The 24,852-nt window shown below is 61.0% G+C and carries 16 protein-coding genes; 2 read left to right on the top strand and 14 right to left on the bottom strand.

The window, feature by feature from the left end:
- Nucleotides 1-9 precede the first annotated feature (9 nt).
- Genes ACIQV9_RS19275 through ACIQV9_RS19250 form a run of 6 tightly spaced genes read right to left on the bottom strand, consistent with a single transcriptional unit; the run spans nt 10 to nt 8,330 of the window.
- On the bottom strand, nt 10-2,880 hold the full coding sequence (locus ACIQV9_RS19275) for an aminotransferase class III-fold pyridoxal phosphate-dependent enzyme (RefSeq protein ID WP_403104660.1): 2,871 nt from the start codon (nt 2,878-2,880) through the stop codon (nt 10-12).
- A gap of 37 nt (nt 2,881-2,917) precedes the next feature.
- Entirely contained in the window at nt 2,918-4,129 is a 1,212-nt protein-coding gene (locus ACIQV9_RS19270; RefSeq protein WP_403104532.1) for a beta-ketoacyl synthase N-terminal-like domain-containing protein, read from the bottom strand.
- Nucleotides 4,126-5,421, bottom strand: coding sequence for a beta-ketoacyl-[acyl-carrier-protein] synthase family protein (locus tag ACIQV9_RS19265; RefSeq protein WP_403104530.1), 1,296 nt, complete (start codon nt 5,419-5,421; stop codon nt 4,126-4,128). The genes ACIQV9_RS19270 and ACIQV9_RS19265 overlap by 4 nt, the downstream gene beginning before the upstream one ends.
- On the bottom strand, nt 5,418-6,476 hold the full coding sequence (locus ACIQV9_RS19260) for a beta-ketoacyl synthase (protein ID WP_403104528.1): 1,059 nt from the start codon (nt 6,474-6,476) through the stop codon (nt 5,418-5,420). Before ACIQV9_RS19260 ends, ACIQV9_RS19265 begins: the two co-directional genes overlap by 4 nt.
- Nucleotide 6,477: 1 nt before the next feature.
- On the bottom strand, nt 6,478-7,752 hold the full coding sequence (locus ACIQV9_RS19255) for a beta-ketoacyl-[acyl-carrier-protein] synthase family protein (RefSeq protein WP_403104526.1): 1,275 nt from the start codon (nt 7,750-7,752) through the stop codon (nt 6,478-6,480).
- A gap of 8 nt (nt 7,753-7,760) precedes the next feature.
- On the bottom strand, nt 7,761-8,330 hold the full coding sequence (locus ACIQV9_RS19250; RefSeq protein ID WP_403104524.1) for an acyl carrier protein: 570 nt from the start codon (nt 8,328-8,330) through the stop codon (nt 7,761-7,763).
- 534 nt (nt 8,331-8,864) lie between these two features.
- Here ACIQV9_RS19250 and ACIQV9_RS19245 point away from each other — a divergent pair.
- Nucleotides 8,865-9,209 (top strand): cupin domain-containing protein, encoded by a 345-nt coding sequence (locus tag ACIQV9_RS19245; protein WP_007946320.1) that lies wholly within the window; start codon nt 8,865-8,867, stop codon nt 9,207-9,209.
- Nucleotides 9,210-9,391: 182 nt separating this feature from the next.
- Here the strand turns inward: ACIQV9_RS19245 and mmsB are convergent, their stop codons facing one another.
- Both mmsB and ACIQV9_RS19235 read right to left on the bottom strand, forming a co-directional pair.
- A complete protein-coding gene (gene mmsB, locus ACIQV9_RS19240) occupies nt 9,392-10,279 on the bottom strand; it encodes a 3-hydroxyisobutyrate dehydrogenase (RefSeq protein ID WP_077747330.1) in 888 nt (295 codons plus the stop codon).
- A 10-nt stretch (nt 10,280-10,289) separates the two neighbouring features.
- A complete protein-coding gene (locus ACIQV9_RS19235) occupies nt 10,290-11,816 on the bottom strand; it encodes a CoA-acylating methylmalonate-semialdehyde dehydrogenase (RefSeq protein WP_403104522.1) in 1,527 nt (508 codons plus the stop codon).
- Between the two features lie 149 nt (nt 11,817-11,965).
- On the opposite strand from ACIQV9_RS19235, the gene ACIQV9_RS19230 reads away from it, so the two are divergent.
- Entirely contained in the window at nt 11,966-12,913 is a 948-nt protein-coding gene (locus ACIQV9_RS19230; protein ID WP_109627838.1) for a LysR family transcriptional regulator, read from the top strand.
- Here ACIQV9_RS19230 and ACIQV9_RS19225 read toward each other — a convergent pair.
- The 6 genes from ACIQV9_RS19225 to recC form a co-directional block, all read right to left on the bottom strand.
- The gene (locus tag ACIQV9_RS19225) at nt 12,910-13,413 is read right to left on the bottom strand and encodes an OmpA family protein (RefSeq protein ID WP_403104520.1); all 504 of its coding nucleotides are present in this window, start codon (nt 13,411-13,413) and stop codon (nt 12,910-12,912) included. The two genes, ACIQV9_RS19230 and ACIQV9_RS19225, sit on opposite strands and share 4 nt — an antisense overlap.
- Nucleotides 13,414-13,418: 5 nt before the next feature.
- A complete protein-coding gene (locus tag ACIQV9_RS19220) occupies nt 13,419-14,687 on the bottom strand; it encodes a diguanylate cyclase domain-containing protein (protein WP_403104518.1) in 1,269 nt (422 codons plus the stop codon).
- Nucleotides 14,684-15,259: a YfiR family protein gene (locus tag ACIQV9_RS19215; protein WP_403104516.1), complete on the bottom strand. Its 576-nt coding sequence runs from the start codon at nt 15,257-15,259 to the stop codon at nt 14,684-14,686. Before ACIQV9_RS19215 ends, ACIQV9_RS19220 begins: the two co-directional genes overlap by 4 nt.
- A 115-nt stretch (nt 15,260-15,374) precedes the next feature.
- Nucleotides 15,375-17,483 (bottom strand): exodeoxyribonuclease V subunit alpha, encoded by a 2,109-nt coding sequence (recD, locus tag ACIQV9_RS19210; protein ID WP_403104514.1) that lies wholly within the window; start codon nt 17,481-17,483, stop codon nt 15,375-15,377.
- Nucleotides 17,480-21,169 carry an exodeoxyribonuclease V subunit beta gene (gene recB / locus ACIQV9_RS19205; protein WP_403104512.1) on the bottom strand — a complete coding sequence of 1,230 codons (3,690 nt, stop codon included), beginning with the start codon at nt 21,167-21,169 and terminating at the stop codon, nt 17,480-17,482. The genes recD and recB overlap by 4 nt, the downstream gene beginning before the upstream one ends.
- On the bottom strand, nt 21,166-24,618 hold the full coding sequence (gene recC, locus ACIQV9_RS19200) for an exodeoxyribonuclease V subunit gamma (RefSeq protein WP_403104510.1): 3,453 nt from the start codon (nt 24,616-24,618) through the stop codon (nt 21,166-21,168). The genes recB and recC overlap by 4 nt, the downstream gene beginning before the upstream one ends.
- Nucleotides 24,619-24,852: the final 234 nt, after the last annotated feature.

The raw sequence follows: 24,852 nt of genomic DNA, 5'->3' as shown, positions 1-24,852 counted from the left end.
GACCGTTCCTTAAAGTGAGTTGTCTGTCTTGAACTGCGCGAGGCTGAAGCCGTGGGTCGCGGCCAGGGCACGAATCTGCTGCACTTGCTCGCGGCTGATATCGCCGTAGGAGTAGTGCTGTTTCATCCCGGACAAGCCCATCAACACCGACTCCGCCATGCAGGCGTACAGCTGACCTTCCTTGAGGTAGGCGCGCACGTTGCGGATCAGGCCATCGCCCAGCGGGGTCTGGACAATTCCGCCGTGCATGTAGAGCACGTCGGACCGTTGGCTGGAGAGGTTCTGATCGACGTTCAGCGGCACCGCGATGTCGCAGATCACGCTGTTTTCGGCGAAGTGTCCGGCACCGAGAAACGGTTGAGGCGCGTTCGCTGCACAGAGCACGATGCGCGCCTGTTTCAGCACATCAAGGTCATTGCTGACGGTGATGAACGCATTCGCGCCCAGGCGTTCTTCGACCAGGCGTTGCACGCGCAAACCGAGGTCGGCGCCAGCACCGTGGGCCTGCAACAACGCGTCGATGCCGTCGAGTTTCTGCAAGCGGTTGGCGAGGCGGTCGTGCTCGGCGACACCCTTGAGAATCGCGCGGGCGGCCTCGGCGTAAATCAACTGGGCGGTCTTCTCCAGGCGGCGCAGGGAGCCGTCGCGACCGCTACCGATCAGGATCAGGTGCTCGACACTGGTGGACAACAACGAGGCGTAAGTCGAAGCAATGTTGCCCGCCGCGCCGACCACCGCCGCCGTCTGTTCGCTCAGTTCCAGGCCTTGCTGTTTGCAGCCCTGCTCGATCGCTTCCAGGCCCATGCCGATGGTCAGCGCGTTGCCGGAAGTCAGCGCCATGTCGGGGATCTTCAATGCCTGACAGTTGTTGGTGACGATCGAGGTGTACATACCGAGACCGGCCACGCTGTAGCCATCGGCCCGGGCATCACGGATGCGATTGCCGACTTCGTCGCGGATGGTGTCCAGGTCGCCACTGGCGATGTACGCGGCCATGGCATCGGAGTCCATGCACAACGGGTACAAGGTGAACTCCACGGCGGTGCCGAGTTTCGAACGAATAAGCACCGGGCCGATCGGCGCGGCACGCCGCTCCGGCGCCATGCGCTTGATGAATTCGCGTTTCTGTTCGGCGCTGAGGGTGGACAGCGACGGGTCGACATCACTGAGCATGTCCGAATCGATCAGGTGATTGATGAACGCCACGCGCGCCACCACGCGAACGCTCTCGTCAGGCTTTGGGAGGTTTTCAGGTTCCCTGAAACTCACCTCGCGAGCCGGTACTTCTTGGATGCTGTCGGCGCACACCCCGGCCGCCAGCGGGAAGGCATCGCGGCGACGCAGCATGTCGCAGACCTTTTGCAACGAGCCGATCAAGCCGTCGATTTCTTCGAAAGTGATGCACACCGGTGGCTCGAGGCGAATCACGTTGGCGTTGCTGCCCGACGGCGCGACCCGTAGCGATTCGAATTGCAGCAGGTAACCGGCGATGATGTAACCCAGCGCATCGTTGTACTGCGCCGATGCCTGGACCAGCGAACTGGTGCCGCTCAGGTCGTGCAGTTCGAACCCCAGCAGCAACCCGCGACCACGCACATCGGCAATCACATCCGGGTACGCGGCTTTGAGTTCGAGCAACGACGACTTGAGGTATTCGCCTTTCTTGCTCACGTCCTTGAGCATCGCGCTGTCGTTCGCAAACAAGCGGCGCAAGGCCGACAGGGCGATATGGCACGAGGCATCGTCTTCGGCGAAGGTCGAACTGTGGATGTAGCTGAAATCGGTTTCGTAGTGACTGGCGCGGATGACGGTCGCGGCAATTTTCATCAGGCCACCGCCCAGCGCTTTGGACAGGCAGTAGTAATCGCCCTGCAAGTTGAAATGGCTGGCGCCGAGCAAAGTGCCAGTGCGGCCGAAACCCGATTGCACTTCGTCGATGATCAGCGGGCATTGCTGCTCGTTGCACAGGCGACGCAGGGCCAGGTAGAACTCGCTGGCGAACTCGTTGATGCCGCCCTCGCCCTGGATCGGCTCCAGCAACACCGCCGTGATCGCGCTGAAGGCTTCACGGCGCACCTGCAAGGTCTCGCCGCTCCACTCCAGGCTCAGCCAATGCCGCATATGACGGGCCGGAAGATCCAGGAGTTGCTGGGGTTGCTGCGGATCGATGAACTCGACGTTGAGACCAAAACGGGCGAACGGCTGGCGGTACTGTTTGCCGTAGGTCAGCTGGACGGTGTTCACCAGTTTGCCGTGGAAGCTGCCGCGCAGGGCGACGAATACAGGCTCGACATGCAACTGCGCAAGGTTGTGTTGACGCACCGCTTCCACCACTTGGCGCACGGTCACGTAAGACAGGTTTTCCGGCAGCAACCCGGCGGGCAGGTCAAGGTCGTCGACGTCCAGTTCGACATAGGCCCTGTCGCTTGCGGTCAGGTTGGCGAGGGCAAAATCCCGCTCGTCGAACTGCTTCTGCAAGGTTTTCTGGCGGCGATATTCGGCGTGCTTGACGGCGATTTCCACCGACTCGGCGCCACTGTTTGAGAAGGTCGAAATGTAGCGCTCGCTGTTGTTCAGCTCACGGTTGAACGCTTCGCTGAGTTCGCGCCCCAACAGACCGGCCGCACCGCGCACGGACATCTGCGCATTGAATGGCACATCGGCGCGCAGCAGACCGCAGAGTTGATCGACGAACTGCGGGTCATTGTGGCCAAACAACGCAGCGCCGTAACCGCCGAGGAAGTCGGTGACGGTCACCTCGGCGCCCTGTTTGTCGCGATAAAACAGTTTGCTGCCCAGCGCCCGGTGGAACTGGCATTCCAGGCCCAGGGCCTGCATCAGTTCAACAAATTTTGGTCGAACGTAATCGCGGTAATCCATAACAGTCATATCCCTTGATCAGAAAAGTAGAGGCGATTCATTGCTCGGCCGCCTGATAATCGAGCTGGTAACAGGCGCTGAAACCGTTGTCGTCGCGGTTGATAATCAGGCAGTCACGCAGCACCGCGTCCCGCCCCTCACCGAGCACAAACGGCAGGTGCGGATCCACCGATTGCTGCAACCCGATGATCGGCGGCACACGCTGGGCCTGCAGTGCGTTGCGGGCCAGGATCAGGTCGACCAGGCTCGGCGCGCCGCTGAGAATGCCGGTCACCGGCACGCTACTGGTGATGTGCGCGGCACCGGCGCGGGCGAGCGTGCGGGCCAGGTCGGCGTCTTTTTGCGGATCGCCGCTGGCGCTGCTGACCAGCAAATCGACCTGCTTGTCCGGCAGGTTCAACGACCCCAGCCGCGGATGGGCGAAGAGTGCCGACAGGCAGGTCTGCGGGCCATCCGGCAGATCGTCGGCCCGGCGCAGAATCAACGCCGCCGCCCCTTCACCGGCAATCCCGCCCGTACCCTGGCGATCGAATGCACGCAGGGTCTGGGAACCGTCGGTGCTGATCACGCCGGCCTCGGCCAGCGCGGCCAGCGCCAACGGGTCGAGTTCACTGCCGGCGCCGACCACAATCGCCGCATCGATACGACCGCTTTGCAACGCTGCGCACGCCTCGCGCAACGCCGCCAGGTTGCCGGCCACGCCTTGCATGTAAGCGTTGCACTCGCACTCCAGTTTCAGCGCCAGGCTGACAATTCCGAGCAACCCGTTACTCAGGCTTTTGAGCACCAGGAACGGGTCGAGCGCACGCTCTTGCAACACCCGCTGAGCGAGGCGCCGCATGTCGGCACCGGACTCATCGCGGCACTCGTGAAGCAATTCACCATAGGCCGCCAACGACGGATGGGTATAACCGCCCTGGCAGCAATAGAGGCCGTAGCGCAGACCGTCATTGCCCGGTTCAAGCCCGGCTTCGGCCAAGGCCTGACGCACCGCGCTGACACCCCAGATCACGGCCGGCGGGCAGTAGCGCTGGAGGTTCTGGGCCACGTCCTGGCGACTGGTTTGATGGTCTTCATCACTGACATGCCCGAAGGCCGTCACGCGCTCACTGTGGAACAATTTCGACTGCAGCACGGCGATGCCGCTGCGGGCTTCACTGGCCGCCGACCAGAAGCGTTGCACGCCCCAGCCGCTGGGTAATACGCAACCGCTGCCAGCGATCGCAACACGCACAGTAGCGCCCGTCATTGTGAGTGCTCCCGATATTTGCCAAGGGCCAGCGAGGTGTTCAGGCCACCAAAACCGAAGGAGTTGCTCAAGGCAAAATCCACCCGGCGGCTGACCGCCTGCCCGGCGCAATAGTCCAGGTCGCACTGCTCATCGACCTCATGCAGGTTCACGGTCGGCGTGACCAGATCGTTCAGGCATGCCAGGGCCGTTACCATGCATTCCGGCGCACCGGCGGCGGCAATCAAGTGCCCGAATTGGGACTTGTTGGCACTGATGGCCAAGGACCGGTAGTGCTTGTGCTCGGCGAACACACTTTTGATCGCCAGGGTTTCGGCGACGTCATTGAGCGGCGTCGAAGTGCCGTGGGCGTTGATCAGATCGATCTGTTGCGCACGCAGGCCGGCGTCGTCCAGCGCGGCTTGCATCGCCAGCGCCGCGCCCCGGCCTTCGGGTTGCGGGGCGGTGACTTTGTAGGCGTCCAGGCTGCTGCCGAAGCCAAGCACTTCGGCATACGGCGTCGCCCCTCGCGCCAGTGCATGTTCAAGGCTTTCCAGCACCACGAAACCACCGCCCTCGCCGGCAATCAGGCCACTGCGATCACGGTCAAACGGCCGGCACAGATCGACGCCCCAGCGCTGTTCGCTCGATGCCGCGCCGAGCAAGTACAGCGCGGCCATGGTGTCGAGGTTCAGCACCGAATCGGCGCCACCGGCAATCGCCACGTTCACTTCACCGCGACGAATCATCTGGAAGGCATTGCCGATGGCCTGGGAGGCTCCGGCGCACGCGCTGCTGATATTGATCACGGGGCCTTCGCAGCCAAAGCCGTCGGCAATCACCCGCGCTAGCCGGTCATTGCCTTGGCGCAGCGAGCCGTCGTCATTGACCTCCCCGGCACGCGGCATCAGGTGTTGCCAGCCCGGAGCGCGGCCATCCGGTGCCTGGGTCAACAGCATGTCGGCCAGCATGTGTTGAGGTGCACCCGAAGCGCAGAGCACGGCGGCTTCACGCAGCTGCTCAGGCGCAAGTCCGCTGTCGTTCACCGCCTGGGTGGCGGCCACCCAGCCAAAGCGACTGCGCTTTTCCAATGCAACGGTCCAGGCCGGATGGTCCTGCAGGGCCTCGGGCAACAGACTCATGTCCACGGCTGCGGCGTAGCGCACCGGGAACGTGCCGTCCTCCACTCCGTCGGGTTGCCATGGGCGCACACAATGTTCGGCGCCGAGCATTTTTTCCCAGAGGGTTTGCCATTCGAAACCGAACCCGGTCACGGCGCCCATGCCGGTGATCACAATCCGTGTCGCACTCATGTGTGCTTCTCCATGGTTTCACTGGCCAGGAGCAAGGCGCCCCAATGACCGGCGCGGCTATGGCTGACAAGCAGCGTGTAGCCCGGTGTCGCCGAGGTATTTTGAGAGTGGTGCAAGGCCAGCGCGATCTCGGTCAGCAAGGCACTGGCGCCAAGGTCGCCGGTCATGGCCCGGGCGCTGCGAACGTCCCGTGGGTGGTCGGCGATCAGGCTCATCAACTGCGCATCCTCGGGATTGGCGACGATCTGCCCGACGTCACCGAGGCGCAGTTTTTCCAGGCTCAGCGCCTGGTCGATCACCCGCCAGCCAACCACAGAGCCACGTTGCGGATCAGCGCTGTAACCCCGGGCGAACCCGGCGATGCGCAAGGCGTTCGGGGTGTCGGGCGCAGGTGCCAAGCCGAGCAGCAGCGCCGCGGCACCCTCGCCATACATCGCCTCGCCGGCCTGATGGGGTTCACGCAGATACAGGGCCGGCGTCAGGTTCGGGCTGCTGCTGACCACCAGCGCGGCGTCGGCGCGTTGCTCGACAATCTGCTGGCAGGCTTCGATCAGGGCATCGAGCCCGGCGTTTTCCTGGGAACAGAACCCACCCATCGGCCCGTGGCATTGCAACGCTTCGGCCACGTAGGCCATCACGCTGCTGTTGAGCAGCGTCAGGGCATGCAGCGGTGGTGTGTTGGCCAACAGTTGCGTCAGTGGCTTTTGCGGTTGCTCGCCGATTGCTTGCACCGCGTCCCAGCAAGGACTTGGCGCGTCGACCTCCGGAATGGCCGCCGTCAGGGCGATCCGTGCCGGCGGCAGATTCAGGGCCGCCAGCGCGGGGGCCAGGCGCGCCGCGCAATGCAATAGCCGCAGGCCTTGTGGTTCGACGCTGCGCTGGATCTTGCGGTCGAACAGATCGCTGGCCAGGCGCGGTGTCGTCAGCGGGTAAGCCCGTCGCGTCGCGTCGAATGCCAAGGGTTGTGACGAGGGTGGCGTCCCGAGCAAGTCGGCACATTCGCTGCCGGCGGCGTTCAATACGGCCGCCGAATGGATGTAAACGGCAATGCTCATGTCATGCCCTCCCCAGAACCAGCGAGCTGTTGACGCCGCCGAAACCGAACGAGTTGGACATCACCACGTTGATCGACTGGCGCATCGGCTCGCTGAGAAACTTCAGTGAGGGGTATTCGGCGCGGTCGTGATCGTAATTCAAGGTCGGCAACAGCACGCCGTCCCGCAGGCTGATCAATGACAGCACCGCTTCAATCGCGCCGCTGCCCGCCAGGGAATGACCGATGGCCGATTTGTTGGCAGTGAACGTCACGTGTTCCTGGCACTCGCCGAACACCCGTTGCAAAGCCAGGGCTTCGCAACTGTCGTTGGCCTGGGTCGACGTGCCGTGGGTGTTGACGTGTTGCACGGCGCTGCTGAGCAGCCCGGCGTCTTCAATGGCGGCTTCCATGCATTCCTCGTATTTGCTGCCATCCCGGCTGCTGGAGGTCATTTTTTGTGCCTCGCACACATTCGCGTAACCCAGCACACGCCCCACCGGCGTGGCTTTGCGACGTAGGGCATGCTCGGCGGATTCGAGAATGACCATGGCCGCGCCTTCGCTGATCACGAAGCCGCAGCGGTCGGGCATAAACGGTCGACTCTGCTCGCTCGCCGGCAGGTCGGCCTGGCACAGCGCGCCAAGGCTGTTGAACATGTAATACGGCAACTCGTTGGCCATCAGTTCGACGGCACCGCAAATGGCCAGGTCGATTTCGCCGCGCTCGATCGCCCGGTAGGCGCTGCCGATCGCCATGGTGCCGGCGGCGCAGGCATCGGAGTGGGTCGAAATGTGATCGCGGATACCGAGCGTCTCGGCCAGGTGCAAGGTCTGCTGATCGACCCGGCGCCCGAAAACCGCGCGCGACGGCGCCGGGTTGTCCAGCAGTTGATCCAGATCGACACGCCCGTCCTCATCCATGCAGCGACTGGCGCGATGCAGATCATGGCTGTCCGCGCAGTACTTGTTGGCCCCCAGGAACAATCCACTGCGGGTGTGAGCAAAGGCTGTCGGGGTCAGGCCGGCGTGCTGCAAGGCTTGTCGGGCGACAAATTCGGCCAGCACGCTTTGCCGCGGATGCAGCGCGGCATTGCCGCCGAATCCTGCGGCGATCTGCTGCCACTGGCCGTCGTCGATAAACCCGGCCGCGCTGTTGTTGAAGCCCAGCGCCTTGAACCGTGGATGTTCGCGAACACAGGACTGCTTCTGGCAGATCCGCTCGAACAACGTGGCGGCGTCCAGTGCCATGGGCGCCACCAGACCGAATCCGGTCACATAGACTTCTCGTGTCCGCATGAGAACTCCTACACCGTCTCTTTGACGTGGGTGGCCACAAATTGCTCCACCAGTTGGCGTGAAACCTCGTCACCGTCGGCCGGCACCAGCCGCGCACTGCAAGCGCCACAGACCACTTGCTGGCGTTCGTTCAGCACGGCTTGATGAGCGCCGCAATCGGGGCAGCTTTGCGGCAGGTAGTTGAAGAGGTTGCGGCACTGTTGCGCCCAGTTGCGCACGGTGGTGGCGGCAAATACCTGCACCGGTTGCATACCGGCCTTGAGTTGATCAGGGGAATAGGCGCTCAAGCTCTGTTCGAGCAGGACCTTGCCGTTTTCGGTGATGCGACCGCTAGCCAGGAACTCGCTGGCGTCGCCGCAAACAGCGACGGCGTGATCCAGCACACTGGTTTTGGGCAAGGTGCAGCCATACTGACGACCCAGTTGAAAGCTCAGGTCGACGATGTCCAGTGAATCGGCGCTGAGGTCCTCGACGATGCTGCTGTTCTCATCGATATCCTCGGCGCTCATCACCAACAGTTGCGCGAGGATCTCGCGGGTGCTGGCAATGACGTTTTCCAAGTCCAATGGATTGTTCATCTCTATCTCCCTATATGTCGTGATTGATTCATAAATTCCGTATGTGAGAAGTAACTATTCCCACAGCAACTTCTCACGCGGCGGAAATCTAAACTCTGCCCTTAAGGGGAGAGTCAACGAACTCTTTAAAGTTTTTTAACAACTTGAGACAGGCATCCGAACGGGCCTGCACAACTGCACTCGGTTGGTGCGAAGCCTCGCGTCAATCGACATATTTACTTAACAAAGGCTGCGTATGGTGGGGCACGCACTGTATCGATGGCTAAATAGGGGGAGGCCCAAAAATATTAACTTCCGGCTCATAGCACGGACGTATAAAGAATAAAAACCGGACAAGTAAAATAGTTATAACTTCATAACCATTGCTCTATATCAGCGCCGCAGTAAATTTATGCGTCTTGATGGTTCGCAAGCCCATCCGGGCAAACCCGGCACAGCGCTTCTGAGTAACTGAGTGTCGAGCACAGACAACTGACCGAGTGCGGGGCGCTATACGGTGCGTCTTCCGTTCTTCTGCCACTGTCTGGAGTCCACATGACCGCACCCATTACCGTTCTTCGCGACACCCACCCGCTGCCGGTGCTCGATGCCTGCAAATGGGAAAAACTCGAAGGCGACCCGCACACCGTCAACCTCAACGCCTACACCAGCGAAGACGGCAGCAAGATCATGGGCACCTGGATCTGCACGCCGGGCAAGTGGTATGTGGAATACGTGAAGTGGGAATACTGCGATTTCCGCGAGGGGTATTGCATCATCACCCCGGAAGGCAAAGAGCCGATCCATTTGCGTGCCGGTGATATTTTCGTCATCGAGCCGGGGATGAAAGGCACGTGGGAAGTGGTTGAAACCGTGCGCAAGTATTTCGTGTTTGCCTGATGCAAAAAACCGGGCCCTGTGGCGAGGGGGCTTGCCCCCGTTCGGCGGCGAAGCCGTCGTAAAACCTGCCAATGCGGTGTGACTGAGGAATGTGGGGGGAGCGCTACGCACTCCAACGGGGGCAAGCCCCCTCGCCACAGACAATCACCCTCCCCACAGGCAGCCGCTCGCCACAAAAACCCTTACTGCGGTTTGCGATAGCTGTTAATGATCGCCGAGAAGTCTTTACCACCCTCCCCACGCTGGCTCATCGCCTGATACAACTGCTGGGCCACCGCGCCGAGCACCACCGGTTGGTGTGCCTGACGTGCCGCCTCAGTGGCCAGCCCCAGATCCTTGAGCATCAGCTCAGCACCGAAACCACCGGTATACCCGCGCGAGGCCGGCGCCGTTTCGACGATGCCCGGCCACGGGTTGTACATCTCCGAACTCCAGCAACGCCCGGTGGAACTGTTGATGATTCCGGCCAGCACGGTGGTGTCGATGCCGAGTGCATCGCCCAGCGCCATGGCTTCACTGACGCCAACCATGGAAATCGCCAGCAGCAGGTTGTTGCAGATCTTGGCGATCTGCCCGGTGCCGACTTCGCCGCAATGAACGATGTTGCGGCCCATCTGCGCCAGCACCGGTTGCAGGGTGGCGAACAGTTCTGGGGTGGCGCCGACCATAAAGGTCAGCGTCCCGGCCGCTGCACCGCCCGTACCGCCAGAGACCGGCGCATCGGCCATGGCCACGCCTTGCTTGGCCGCGGCGGCTGCCACATCTCGCGCGGTCTGCGGATCGATGGTGCTGCAATCCACGGCCGGCACGCCCTTGCCGATGCCGGCGAGCACGCCGTCCTCACCCAGCCAGACGCTGCGTACATGCACGGCGGCGGGCAACATGGTGATCACCAGTTCCGCACCTTGTGCCGCTTCTCGGGCCGAAGCGCTGATGCTGCCGCCCAGTTGTTCCAGCTCGGCCAGAACGGTTTTATTCAGGTCCACCAGGCTCAGTGCGTGGCCGGCCTTGATCAGGTTGCGCGCCATCGGCGCGCCCATGTTGCCGAGACCGATAAAAGCGATTTTCATGTCCCGCTCCTTAACGCAAGTTGATGGTGGTGTTCACACCGTCGTTGACGCTGTCGTCATCGAACCAGCGACTGGTGACCGTCTTGGTCTGAGTGTAGAACTGCACCACTTGCTTGCCATACGGACCGAGGTCGCCCAGTTTGGAGCCGCGCGAACCGGTGAAGCTGAAAAACGGGACCGGCACCGGAATCGGAATGTTGATGCCGACCTGGCCGACGTCGATTTCGGTCTGGAATTTACGCGCCGCTGCACCGCTCTGAGTGAACAGGCCAGTGCCGTTACCGAACGGGTTGGCGTTGACCAGCGCGATGGCCTCGTCGAGGGTGTCGACTTCCAGGACCACCAGCACCGGGCCGAAGATTTCCTGGGTGTAGATTTGCATTTCGGGCGTCACTCCGGAGAACAGGGTCGGCCCTACAAAGTTGCCCTTCTCAAAGCCTGGAACGGTGACGTCGCGACCATCGAGCTCAAGCTTGGCGCCTTCCTTGATGCCGCTTTCGATCAGATCGAGAATCCGCTGTTTGGCTTTTTTGGAAATCACCGGGCCAACGTCAGTGCCCGGTTCGCTGCCGGCATTCACCTTGAGGTTCTGCGCCAACGCCTTCAGGTCAGGTAGCCACTGCTTGGCCGCGCCCACCAGTACCACCACCGAAGTGGCCATGCAGCGTTGACCCGCTGCGCCGAAACCGGCGCCGACCAGCGCGTTCAGTGCTTGAACGCGATTGGCATCCGGCAGCACCACCGCATGGTTCTTCGCGCCCATCATCGATTGCACGCGCTTGCCGTGTTTGCCGGCCAGATCGTAGACGTGGGTGCCGACCGCGGTCGAACCGACGAAGGAAACAGCCTTGATGTCCTTGTGGGTGCAGAGCGCGTCCACCACGTCCTTGCCGCCATGAACCACGTTGAGCACGCCCGCCGGAACGCCGGCCTCGATCGCCAGTTCCACCAGCAGCATGGTCGACATCGGGTCCTGTTCGGACGGCTTGAGCACGAAGGTGTTGCCGCAGGCGATGGCCATCGGGAACATCCACAGCGGAATCATCGCCGGGAAGTTGAACGGGGTGATGCCGGCGCAGACGCCGATAGGCTGACGCAAGGTGTAGGTGTCGACGCCGCCGGCGACGTTCTCGGCAAACTCACCCATTTGCAGGCTGCCGATGGAGCAAGCGTGTTCGACCACTTCCAGGCCGCGGAAGATATCGCCTTCAGCGTCGGCGATGGTTTTGCCTTGTTCGTTGCTCAGCACGACGGCGATGCGTTTGGAGTGCTCGCGAATCAACGCCTGGAGCTTGAGCATGATGCGCATCCGCGCGCCGATCGGCGTCAGCTTCCAGGTCTGGAAGGCGCGATGGGCGGCGCTGATCGCGGCGTCCACTTCCTGCGCGGTGGCGAACGGAACCTTGGCCAGCACTTGCTGGGTCGCCGGGTTGACGATGTCGTGCCACTCGGTGGTCTGGGACTCGACCCACTCGCCGTCGATCAACAGCTTGACGGTCTGGACAGTGGTTTCGTTGGGCGTGAGCGATGCGTTCATGTTGGTCTCCAATACTTATTGTTATGCAGGGAGCCAAGGCGGATAAGTCGCCTTGAGATGAGGCGTGTGTCGCGAATTGGTTGTCGGACTGTTTTTGGAGTATAGATGTGCAAACTTCTAATAAGAACGCACATAAAAGCCGGTCCATCATGCAAAAAAACATCACGTCCTTAGGCTCGTTGAACTGGGATGACCTCAAGTTTTTCCTCGAAGTCGCCCGCACCCGCAAGGCCAGCACCGCGGCCAAGCGCCTGGCGGTCGACTACACCACCGTGTCGCGGCGCATCAGTTCGCTGGAAGCGGCATTGGGTACTCTGCTGTTCGAGAAATCCCGGACCAGCGGTTTTGTCCTGACCGCCGAAGGTCAGCGCTTGCTGGGTTACGCGGAATCGATTGAAAGCACGCTGCACATGGCCTGCGAACAGGTTTCGGGGTCAGGGGTGGCATTATCCGGGCATGTCCGCATGGGATGCACCGAAGGCTTCGGCAGTTTTTTCATTACCCCGCAGCTGAGCCATTTCGTCGACGCCTACCCGGCGATCTCGGTGGACATCCTGCCGCTGCCGCACTTCATCAGCCTGTCCAAGCGCGAGGCGGACATCGTCATCGCCCTGGAGCGCCCGGAGCACGGCCCGTACGTCTGCTGCAAACTCTGCGACTACAAACTCCAGCTCTACGCAACGCAGGATTATCTGGACAAGCACCCACCGATCCGCCGCCCGGCAGACTTGGGCAAGCATTCATTCATCAGTTATGTCGACGATCTGGCGTTCAGCTCGGAGCTGTTGTATCTGGCGAATGTGTTGCCCGGCGCCAGCGCCAATCTGCGCAGTACCAGTGTGATCGCACAATTCGTGGCCGCACAGCAAGGACGCTCGTTGGCGATTCTGCCGTGCTTCCTCGCGGCTCAGGACCCGCGTTTGCTGCCGGTGTTGCCGGAAGAGATCAACATCACCCGGCAATTCTGGATGTACTGCCGCGAGGACCTGAGGAAGCTCAAGCGGATTACCCTGTTGTGGGATTACATCCGCGCCGTCACCGAGCAGAATCAAGGCCTGTTGATGGGTGAAAGCCGGGAGATGCTGTTCGCCGACTAGTCGGCGCTCACCACAATCGATACCCGGCGGTTTTCGGTGCGGCCTGTGGCGGTGTCGTTCGACGTCACCGGCTGACTGCTGCCGAGACCGCGCAGCTGGATGTTTTCGTCTTTCATGCCGACCGTGGTCAGCACCTTGCCGACGCTTTTCGCGCGACGCAGGGAGAGTTGTTCGTTGTAGGATTCTTTGCCCGAAGCATCGGTGTGACCGTCGACCCGCACTCGCTCGATGCCGACACCGAGCAATGCCTTGCCGATCTTCTGGACGATCTCGGTACTGGCGGCATTCAGGCTGTCATCGTCACTGCCAAACAGTACTTTACCGGACAAACCAAACGCCCAGCCCTCATCGGTCAGCTCGAAGCCTTGCTGTTTGAGTACAGCGATTTGCGCCGGGGTCAGACCTTTTTGTGGTGCGGTCTGGCACCCGGTCAATGCCAGCACGGCCATGAACAAGGTGATCGCGAAAAATCGCAGGGAACGCTGGGTGATTGAGAACACAACTATTAGCTCCTGGTTTGAACGTGGGCGACCGGGTGCTCCGACCCGGACGTGTGCTGTGCACCTCGGGAAAGGCGCTTGGCCTGGTACATCGCCGCATCGGCGGCATTGAGCAACGCACCCGGTGTAGCGCCATGATCCGGGTACACGGCAATACCGATACTGAGTGAAGTCAGGACATGGGTATGACCCGGTAACGGGATTGGCACTTCCATGCTGGCGAGGATCTTGTCGGCAATCCGCTCGGCGTCTTCGGTTTTGTGCAGCGGCGACAGCAGCACCGCAAATTCGTCACCGCCCAGACGCGCCACCAGATCCTCTTCGCGCAACTGCGCCCGAACCCTGCTGGCCACTGCAACCAGCACGGCGTCGCCGGCGGCATGGCCGAAGCTGTCATTGATTTCCTTGAACCGGTCACTGTCGAGAAACAGCACGGCCACACGCTCATTGAGCTTGTGGGCATTGCGCAGTGCACGAATCAGACGACCTTCGAAAAACGCCCGGTTCGGCAGCCCGGTCAGGCTGTCGTGACTAGCCTTGTGTGCCAGGGTTTCGTTTTCGCTTTGCAGGTGGGTCTGCCAGGACTCGAGTTCATCGAGCAAGGCATTGAAGTCGTTGCCCAGGTTGTCGAGTTCGGCGATATCGGCGGGTGGCACGCGCCGGTCGAAGGCTCGATCGCTGCGGACGGCGTGGGCTACGGCGGCCAGGCTTCGCAGTGGCCCCGTGATCCCGCGAAGTTGTCGGCGCGCCAGGTAGAGTGCGACCCAGGCGCTGACGGCCGTGCACAGAATAATGCCCATCAAGCCGCTGAGCAGAAAGCGCATCAGGCTGCCGCCGTGCCCCGTGAGCTGGATGCTGCCGATTTCCCGGCCTTGATGGACGATCGGCATATTGATGGGCTTTTCCAGGAAGGCCTTGGCAATCTGCATTTCGAGCTCGGAGAACAGCCCGGTTTCCGGTCGCTGCCAACGCGCGAGCAACGTGCCTTTTTGGTCCAGCACCTGGGCGTCGGCGACTTCCTCGGTGGAAGCGATCAGTGCCAGGGCCTCGGTAGCCGCGGCCTTGTCGTTGAACACCACCGCGGCTTCCACGGTGTAATTGATCGAGCGCGCGATCAGGTGCAAGTTGTGGTCGGCATACACCCGCAACGCCAACACACCCAGCAGTGTCAGCGAGAGGCTGGCCATGGCCACGGCCACCAGGGCGACGATCAAGTGGCCGCGGCCGATGACCGAGCGCAAGGTTGGGCGACTACCCGGTTTGAATAGACTCATGGCGCCGCCGACTTGCGGCGGGACAGTTGCAGCACACTGGGGTGAATGCGCACGCCGCTGCGGGCGACGGAGTCGAGGTTGACCTCGAAAGACACCTGATCATCAGTGACCCTGAGGCAAAACAGACTGCCGACGGTGCATTGATCATCGCTCTCGCTGATGCTCAACACCGGGCGTCCTGTCAGCGAATCAAAAAGTTGGCGGCGCTCGGCGTCGGTCAACTTGCCGATGTACACCGCATCGCATTCACCGACAATCGACGGGTTGTCGGCCAACAAACGGCGCACGGTGACGGGCCGACCGGTGGCCTGGGTCGTGCCCTTGACCAGGTCGTCGGTGTATTCGGTGGGGCCGACCACACACAGGCGCAGTTGTGCAGGCTCAACAGGCCAGCGCGCGTAACTGAGAATTCCGAGGACAACCTGAGTGACCGATCTGGCACGTTGGTCGGCCATGCTCACCGGGGTTTCCGATTGAGCGAACACAACACCGGTCATCCAACAGAGAAACCCCGCGAGCAGCACTTGCTTGCGGCCAACGACGCGCCCTGTCGTCCAGACAGCCACCTTCATGCAGGGATTCTCTTCGATGTTACGAAATGATGCCGCAACCATAGCATAGCGTTTATCCCCCAGCGAGGCGGTGCACTACGGCACTTCGGACAGTTTCCGGCGTAGTGCCACCCTTTCAATGGCTCGGCTCGATCCCATCTTCCAATTCCAGCATCAACCCGCTCAAGCGCTTGACCTTGCGCCGTACGGCCTCCTCAAACACTCCGGCACGAGGTTCGATCAGGGTGAACCAGTTTTTGGCCCGGGTGATCCCGGTATAGATCAGTTCCTTGGTAAGTACTGGGTTCAGGGCATCCGGCAGAATCAACGCCGTATGGGCAAACTCCGAGCCCTGGGATTTGTGTACGGTCATGGCGTAAACCGTTTCGACATCGTTGAGCCGACTCGGTAGAACGAATCGCACGCCACCCTGGCCATCATTGCGCGGGAACGCCACACGTAGCACGTGCTTGCCAGCCTCAGGCCCATCACGTTCCGGCAGTTTGAGGGCAATGCCGATGTCGCCGTTCATCAAACCGAGGCCATAGTCATTACGCGTCATCAATACGGGGCGACCTTCGTACCACTGCTGGTCGCTGTCGATCAGTCGAGCCTTGAGCAGGGCGGCAGTCACACGTTGATTCAAACCCTCCACGCCCCATGGCCCTTTGCGTACCGCGCACAACAACTGGAAGGCGTCGAAGGCTTGCAACACCTGACGCGCCCAATCGGTCCAGCGTGAATCATCGAGCAGGCTATCGAGTGGTGGCCGCTGGCTGCGAAGCAGACTCAAGTAGTGGCGATAACCTTGCGGTCCGTCGCCATGGCCTTCGAGCAGCAAGCGCTCCAGTGCCCGGTCGTGCTCACCTTTGAGGGGCAGGGAAAACACGTCGCCGTGACTTCGAGCAGCCAGCAACGTGCGGGCTTCCTCCGGTTTTTGCTGGTTGACCCAACGCGCCAACTGGCCAATGCCGCTGCCCTCACCGAACCTGCGTGAGTGTCGCAGCATGACCACTTGCTGGGCCAGGGGGTGAGTTGCGTCAGCGTCTTCCTGCAAACCGCTGGCGTCCAGACTTTCACCACTGACCGTCTCCAGCCACTGGCGTGTCTGCGGGCTGTACCAACCGGCCTCGGCGTCGCGGCACAAATCACCGAGCACGGCGCCGGCCTCCACCGATGCCAGTTGGTCCTTGTCACCGAGCAACACCAGCCGGGCATGGGCCGGCATCGCGTCGAGCAGATTGGCCATCATCTCCAGGTCAATCATCGAGGCTTCGTCCACTACCAGCACATCCAGCGGCAAGCGATTACCGGCATGGTGACGAAAGTGCCGGGTACCGGGGCGACTGCCCAGCAAGCGGTGCACTGTAGTCACATCAGAGGGGATCTTGTTTCTTACGTTTTCATCGACTTCCAGCGTCCGGACTTGCTGGCTGATGGACTCTGTCAGCCGTGCCGCTGCTTTGCCGGTGGGCGCAGCAAGACGTATGCGCAACGGTTTGCCTGTCTCCACGGCTGGCGCCTGGAGCAATGCCAGCAACCGCACGACCGTGGTGGTTTTACCGGTCCCCGGGCCGCCGGTGACGATACTGAACGCACTGCGGGTAGCCAGGGCACAGGCGAGTTTCTGCCAGTCGATCACTTCGCCGGGTCTGGCTGGACCGAATAAACCAGTGAGTCGCTGGGGCAAGTCATTCGGCGTAGTTTCGTGTTCAGCCAGGCGCAGGCGAAGGGCGTTATCGATGCGCCTTTCGTAAATCCAGTAGCGACGCAGGTACAGGCGCTTGCCCGACAACACCAAGGGCCGGGATTGCGCAGCCTCACGGCCATCGACCGCCAGAGCCACCAGACGACTGGACGCCAGGACCTTGCACCAATGGGCACCGTCCAGCGCTTCAAGCAGTTGCGACGGCAACACCATAGCGCCACTTTGCAGATCACCTTCCGGTGGCAGCGACAGGGCAAAATCCGGCTCTTTGAGCGTCTCGAACAGGTCCAGGCAGACATGGCCGTGACCCAGCTGGTGACTGGTCAATGCGGCGGCGAGTAATACCAACGGATCGTCGTCGGGGGCAAGCTCGTGGAGGAAGGCCACAAAGGCCTTGTCCAGTGCCCGCAGCCAGCCGCGTTCGACCCAGCGCGAGAGTAAAAGCAACAAGTCATCGGCGCGACTCAGGGGTGCCAGATCCGCCAGGCTTTCGGCTGCCAATGGCGTGGGCAGCAAATCGGCGAAGGTGCGACTCATAGCAATACTCCCTGTTCCCAGGCGGGTTCAGCCTTGGGTTCTGACTTGCCCTGGAAGAGTCGATCCAGACGCTCAATGAGCTCTCTGGGCGGACGGGCGAAATACACGCCTTGTGTGGATGCCCGCGTGCCGCGCAAGAACAGGTACAGCGCGCCACCGACATGCCGGTCGTAATCGTAGTCGGCAAGCCGCGCCTTGAGCTGGCGATGCAGGGCCAACAGGTACAACACGTATTGCAGGTCGTATCGATTGTCGAGAATCGACTGCTCCATGGCCTGATCGGTGTACGCCGCGTCATCGGGCCCCAGCCAGTTGGATTTGTAGTCGGCAACGTAATATCGGCCGTCGTGCTCGAACGTCAAGTCGATGAAGCCCTTGAACATGCCGTTGAGCAAGACCGGTTCAGCGGCCACCCGGGCAACGCCGTTGTGGGTGTATTGGCGCACCAGTTCATCAAGCTTGAGTACATCGACTTTATGGCTGGCGAACCAGAACTCCATCTCGACACGGTATTGGGTGAGCTGCTCGAACACGACCGGATCCTGTCCCCCGCCGAGGTGCAACGAAGACTTGAGCAAGTGTTGCAACCAATCGCTCAGCGTAGTGATCCAGCCTTCCCAGCCACGGCGATTGCAGCGACGGGCAATGGCGTCTTCCACTATTTGTGGTGCGGCAGAAAAACCTTCATCACCGGCCCATTCCAGCAAACCATGGAGAAAGGTGCCGGGGTTTGGGCCGCGGGGGAATCGATGGATATCGGCACCACCAGCGGCCACTTCTCGTGGCGCCTGCGGATCGAGACGTTCATCGTCAAAGAGCTTTTGTGCCTGCGGGTTCTCCGGGGCTTCGTCACTGCCCACGCTCAGACTGTCGCCGATGCGCAAGGCACTGTAAGAAGCAATCCACCAGTTTTCACTGGCTTTGCGTTTGGGTATCAGCGGCGCGAGCAACGTCGCGTCATTGCGAGGGGGGTGGTAATGCTCGGCCGTTGCATGCGGCATATCACCGTACAGAAGTGCCGGGCAGTCCTGTTGTAGATCTTCGAGCCAGCGTTTCAAGCCTGCGGATTCGGCCAATAGCGCCCCGCCGCCCAACAAGTAACCCAACGCAGAAAGGTGCAGCACCGAGCTGTTGTTATTGCCGCGCTTGAGATCGGTCACGCCAAGCCAACAGGCATGTTGCGCCCGGGTCAGGGCGACATAGAGCAAACGCAGATCCTCGGCCAGACGCTCATCATCAGCCAGAGCGATCAACTCGGCAGTCGGCTTCAAGGTCACCTGCGCCTTGCCGTTTGCATCGTGGTAATGCAACGGCAATCGGCTGCCATCCACGGGTTTTGCCGAGCAGATGAACGGCAGAAACACCAAGGGATACTCAAGCCCCTTGGACTTGTGAATGGTCACGACCTTGACCAGTTGCTCGTCGCTTTCCAGACGCAGAATCTGTTCTTCGCCGGCCTGACCGGACAACGCCAGGTGCTCGGACAAATGACGAATCAGCGCTTGCTCGCCATCGAGTTCGGCAGCGGCCTGTTGCAACAGCTCGGACAGGTGCAGCAAGTTAGTCAGTACCCGTTCACCATCGCTGCGCGCGATCAACGAGCGAGGTAACTGGAAGTCATGCAACAAGCGCCGCAACATGGGCAGCACGCCTTGCTTGCGCCACAGCTCACGATAACCGCGGAACTGCATGACCCGCGCTTCCCAGGCCAGTTCGTCCTGATTCAGCCGCTCCAGTTCCGCCAGGGACAGGTTCAGCGTGATGCTGGCCAATGCGGCTCGCAGCGGTCGCTCGACGTCCGGCTCGGCACAGGCTTTGAGCCAGGTCAGCAGGTCGTGGGCTTCTTGAGCGGCGAACACCGAATCCTTGTCCGACAGATAAACGCTGCGCACACCGCGTGCAGACAGTTCGCCGCGCACGGCCTGGGCCTCTTTGCCGTCGCGAACCAGAATCGCGATGTCCGCGGGCAACAGGCCCCGGAAGTCCTTGTCCTGCTCTATGAAACCTGCCCGACCTTCCTGGCCACCATTGAGTAACGCGGTGATTTCACTGGCGCATGCGGCGGCGAGCTTTTGTCGGTATTGCGCGCCGGCAAGCGGCTGATCGGCGGACAGGTGCCAGATGTTCAGAGCCGGCACGAGCTGGCCATCGATGTGCAAAACTTCTTTGCGCCCTTGGGATTCGACGGGCAGAAACGGTACCGGGTTCTCACCGTTCTTTTCACGAAACAGAAACGCACCACGCCCCAGCTCACGAGACTCCGCGCGCTCGAACACATGGTTCACCGCATTGACCATGCCATGGCTGGAACGGAAATTCGTACCCAGAGTATGCAGACGGCCAGCAGTAGCCTGGCGGGCGCGCAGGTAGGTGTAGATGTCGGCGCCGCGAAAGGCGTAGATCGCTTGCTTGGGGTCGCCGATCAGAAACAGGCCGCATTCAGGGTTGTTGTCTTCGATGCGATAGATGCTTTCGAAAATCCGGTACTGCACCGGGTCGGTGTCCTGGAACTCATCGATCAGCGCCACCGGAAACTGCTCGCGAATCAGGGTCGCCAGGCGTTCACCACCCTCGGATTGCAACGCCGCATCGAGGCGCAGCAGCATGTCGTCGAAGCCCATCTCCGCACGGCGACGTTTTTCTTCTTCGAACCGTGCCCCGACCCACTGCGCGGCATGTTGCAGAACGGCCGCGTCGGGGGTTGGCAAGCCGTCGAGGCTGGCCTTGAGCCCGGGCATGGCGTCCAGCGCTGGATGACCGGGGGCGTCGCCTTTCCAGGCTTCGGACATGCCTTCAGGCGTCAGCCGAGTGAAGCCCGTGCCGATATCCAGTTGCTCAAGGGATTCATCTTCGGCCCAGGCTTTCAGTTTTTCGAACCAGGGTTCGAAATAACGTGCCTGCATCTTTCGACCGTCGACACTTTTGCTCGCAACACCTTGGTGACAGATGGCAAGCAGCTCGTCCGCCCATTGGCGCCAGGGCATCTTGAGTTCGAGCAAGGCCAATCGTCGTTCCTGCAAGCACTCGGCGATCAGTTCGGCAGGCTCTTTGCCTTCAACGCTGTCACGCTCACTGGCGAACAAACTGCGTACTCGCGGCAATAACGCCGCCGGCCCTCCCCAATTACCCCGCACCCAGTTCAGCGCATCACCTTGCATCGGATAACAGAACAGCCGCCAGTAATCGCGCAGGACCTCGCCCAGCAGATCGCTATGATCGGTTTCCAGGGTCTGGGTAAACAGGCTGCCACTGTCAAACGCGTGCTCGCGCAACATGCGCTGGCACCAACTGTGGATGGTCGAGACGGCGGCTTCATCCATCCACTGTGCAGCGATGTCCAGACGGTTCGCACAGCCGGACCATTGTTCGGGCAGGTACTCGTCACGCAGTTCAGCGATGAGGCTATCGGGAGCTTGGGTCTCATCACGAAAGTATCGCGCCGCTTCGGCGAGACGGGTGCGAATACGTTCACGCAGCTCTTTGGTTGCGGCATCGGTGAACGTGACAACGAGGATTTGCGGCGGCAACAGTTCACGCCCAAATCCACTCGATTCACCTCCGTGGCCAAGGACCAGACGAAGGTACAGCGCAGAAATGGTGAAGGTCTTGCCGGTACCGGCGCTGGCTTCGATCAGTTGGCTGCCGCTGAGGGGGAACGCCAGGGCCAACGGGGTTTTCGTGGTCATGAGCGCGCCTCCTCACTGGTCAATGAACGCCAGGGGGCTTCAAGCATCGGTTTGTACAAAGCATTGCACCAATCGGGAAAGGTTTCCTCGGCGGTCAGCGCGTCGTAGTCGGCGAACTGCCGGGCCAGTGCCGGGCTTTCACGGCGTTCGCCGTCGGTGGTTTGACCGTCGCCTTCATAGGCCTTGCGAGCGGCGGCATCGGCTTTGGCCGGGTCAGTTTGAGAGAGCCATGCGAAGGCGGTTTTCACGGCAATCGGGAGGGGTTGGCGCATGCCGGTTTGCCATGCTTGCAACAGGTTACTCAGGGCATGACGTGCAGCGTCCTGCTCCAAAGGGGCCAGTAGTAGACTGTCGTCACTGGCGACCAACGCGGTGGTCATGGACATGCCGCTGGCGCAAGCGACCAAGTGATTGACCCAAGGTCGCGTCAGACGATGCCACTTGCGGGTCTTGATCGAACCGATGCTGTTGGGAATCGTGGTAACCGACAGCAGGCCGCCATCCGCACGTTGGTGCAGGCCACTGAGCCAGCCTTCAAGGCGCAGACCTTCCAGCTCCAGGTTGACTGGCAACGCACTGGTGAGCGGTGTCGGCCACAACGCAAGGAGTTGTTCATAACGTTGCAACAGATCCGGCAGCGGCTCTATCAACTCTCGCTGCAGGCATTCGCCGAAACCGGCCATGGGCAAGAGCCCACTGTTTTGCAAACGTTTTGCCTGGGCCTCAAGCGCATGATCGGCGTGATCCAGTTGCCCGAGGGCCGCTTCGAGCAAACTGTCACTGAGGCTATAGCGTTGGAGAGCGTCGAGTACAAATGGCTCTTCGTCGGCCAGGGGTGCTTCAGCCGCTTCGAAGAACACCTTGAGTCGCTGACTGAAAAAATGTCGCACGGGATTGCGCAGGAAGTCCTGCAATTGACCGAGGCTCAGCGGCTCTTCCTGAACATAGGCATCAAGGGCCTTGATGTCCGTTCCCTGTTCACTGGTTTGATGAAGCACCTGCCACTCGCTTGCGAAGCTGAACAGGTCATCACCTTCATGAAAATAGCGGGCGCTGAACGGTTGCAGTGGGTGTTCCTGAGTCAAGGCTTCCAGCAGCTTTTCACTGTCGACCTGTAATCGCCAGCCGCCTGCGAGGTGATCGCGCAGTTGGCCAATCAGTACCGAGGCCGGGCGCTCACTATTGTCCCGAATGCTGCGGCCGACCCAACTGATATAGAGCTGGTCACGTGCCGACAACAGGGCTTCCAACAAGAGATAACGATCATCCTCGCGCCGGGAACGGTCACCCGGACGGTAGTCGCTGCCCATGAGATCGAAGTCCAGCGGCGGTTGTGCGCGCGGATAATCTCCGTCATTCATCCCGAGCAGACAAACGAGTTTGAAGGGGATCGCCCTCATCGGCATCAAGGTGCAGAAATTGACCGCCCCGGCCAGGAAGCGCTGGGACAGGCGGCCCTGGTCAAGGCCTGCCAGCCAGGCTTCACGGACCACGGTCAAAGGCAGTTCATCATGCAAGCCCACTGACTCGCAGATCTCGAGCCACGCTTCCCGCAGCTCTTCGAGTTGGGCCAGCAAGTAGTCGTCATGCTCATTGCTGGCCTGGAAGAACAACTGCACCAAAGCCTGCATCCTGACGCCCCATTGCTTGGGCGGTGCGGGTTGGGTCAGCTCCTGGTGGGCAATCTCCAACGCGTCCAGCAGCGAGACCAAAGGACCGATGAGCGCAGCATCCAGACCGCCAATCTCGTCGTAAGGCTCAATGCCTTCGCAGGCGGCGGCGCTGCCGACGGCATAACCGAGCAGCATCCGACGCAGGCCGAAACGCCAACTGTTTTGCTCCAGTTCTTGAGGCAAGCCCAGACCCGCGCGCTGCTCGGCATTCATTCCCCAGCGAATACCAGCGCCTTCTATCCAGCGATGCAGGGTAGGCAGGTCACGCTCCTCTACACCGAAGCGAGCGCGCAGTGCAGGAACGTCCAGCAAATCGAGGATCTCGCTCACGGGGAAGCGGCTGTCAGGTAGCTTGAGTAAATGTTCGACAGCAATCAGCAGCGGATCACGACCGCGCTGGCCTTGATCCGCCAGAGTGAAGGGAATGAAGCGCGGATCGAAGCGATCAAGTTGACCGAATACTGCACGGATATGCGGAGCGTAGCTGTCGATGTCCGGGACCATCACGATCACGTCGCGAGGCTTCAAGTCGGGATCGGCACTGAAGCGTGCGAGCAACTGATCGTGGAGGATCTCCACTTCGCGCTGGGCGCTATGGGCGATGTGGAAACGAATGGATTCGTCCTGATTGAGATCGACAGGCGGCCAGAGCGCGCGGGTTTCGTTCAGGGGGCGCAGCTCGAGGATGTCGTCCTGCAACTGGTTGAGCACGTTCTGTGGCTGGCTGTCGCTGAACAAGTCGATGCGCCCATCACGGAATGCCGAGCGGTAGCTGTTGGGATCGTCGTAGCTGTCGAGCAGATTGATGTAGTCCCGTCCCTGCTTGCCCCATGCCGCCAATAGCGGGTGAGCATGTTGGTGAAGGGTTTGCGGATCGAGCACAACAGGCATGCCGCTCTTGCGAGCCTGACGCTTGTATTGATGCCGCAACAGGTCTTTATCGGCGACGATGTCTGCCCAATGGTGACGACACGGGTTGTGTACGCAGAGCAGAACCTGGCTGAACCGGGCCAGTCCGGCAAGTGCTTCGAGGGCTTGTGCCGGGAGAGAGGAGATCCCGAAGACGATCACCCGAGAAGGTAATCCACTGGGTGCCACGTCGAGGCTATTGATACGTTCGATGAACCGTTGATGGACACCGGCACGGCTTTGCGCCATGCCTTGCTCACCCACATCCAGCAACAGAGCCCGCCACAACTCTGCCTGCCAGCAGTTGGCTGGGGTCAGGGGCTTGGCTTCGCCTCTGCCGTTTCGCAATTGATGACGACCTTCAGCCCAGTCTTCGAGCCAGTCGGCCCGGTATACCTGGTATTGGTCAAACAGATCCGCCAGCCGCTCGGACAACTGGTAGCGCTTGCGCAGATCGGAGTCATTGGTAAGGAAGCGTTGCAGCGGTTCGAAATGCGGTTGATTGATCAACTGCGGAAGCAGACGCATCAGCCGCCAGGTCAGTGGAGCTTTATCGAGGAGGGATTTGACCGGAATTTCATCACGACCCAAAACCATGCGATAGAGCTGCCACATAAAGCTGCCCGGGAGTTGAACGTCGATGGCTGCTGCAATGCCGCAGCCGCCCATGTCGTCTTCTTCAGGGTCCTCTGCCAGAGCCAGCTTCAGCCACTGGGCGATGCCGTTGCTCTGTACCAGGGCGATTTCATTTTCCAAGGGAGCCAGCGGGTAGCGCCGCATCCAGCTGACCACCAGGCTGCGTAATTCGTCCAGGCGATTACCGTGAACCACCATAAAACCAGCACTGAGGGACGTCGCGTCCGGCATAAAGGCTTCCTTGGAAAAATACAAAAGCTAGGGCCGAACCTTAGCATTGTCGGGAGACTGTGACAGCCGGGAGCCGTCCGATGTTGCTGTACGAACTTTCCTGCGGACAAAACAAAACCCCTACCTGCATACGCAGATAGGGGTTTCGGAATTTAATCTTGACGATGACCTACTCTCACATGGGGAAACCCCACACTACCATCGGCGATGCATCGTTTCACTGCTGAGTTCGGG

The organism is Pseudomonas sp. NPDC099000, from assembly GCF_044759925.1.
GTDB lineage: Bacteria > Pseudomonadota > Gammaproteobacteria > Pseudomonadales > Pseudomonadaceae > Aquipseudomonas.
Note: the sequence above shows the minus strand (reverse complement) of the source record. Positions and strands in the feature narration are given on the sequence as shown.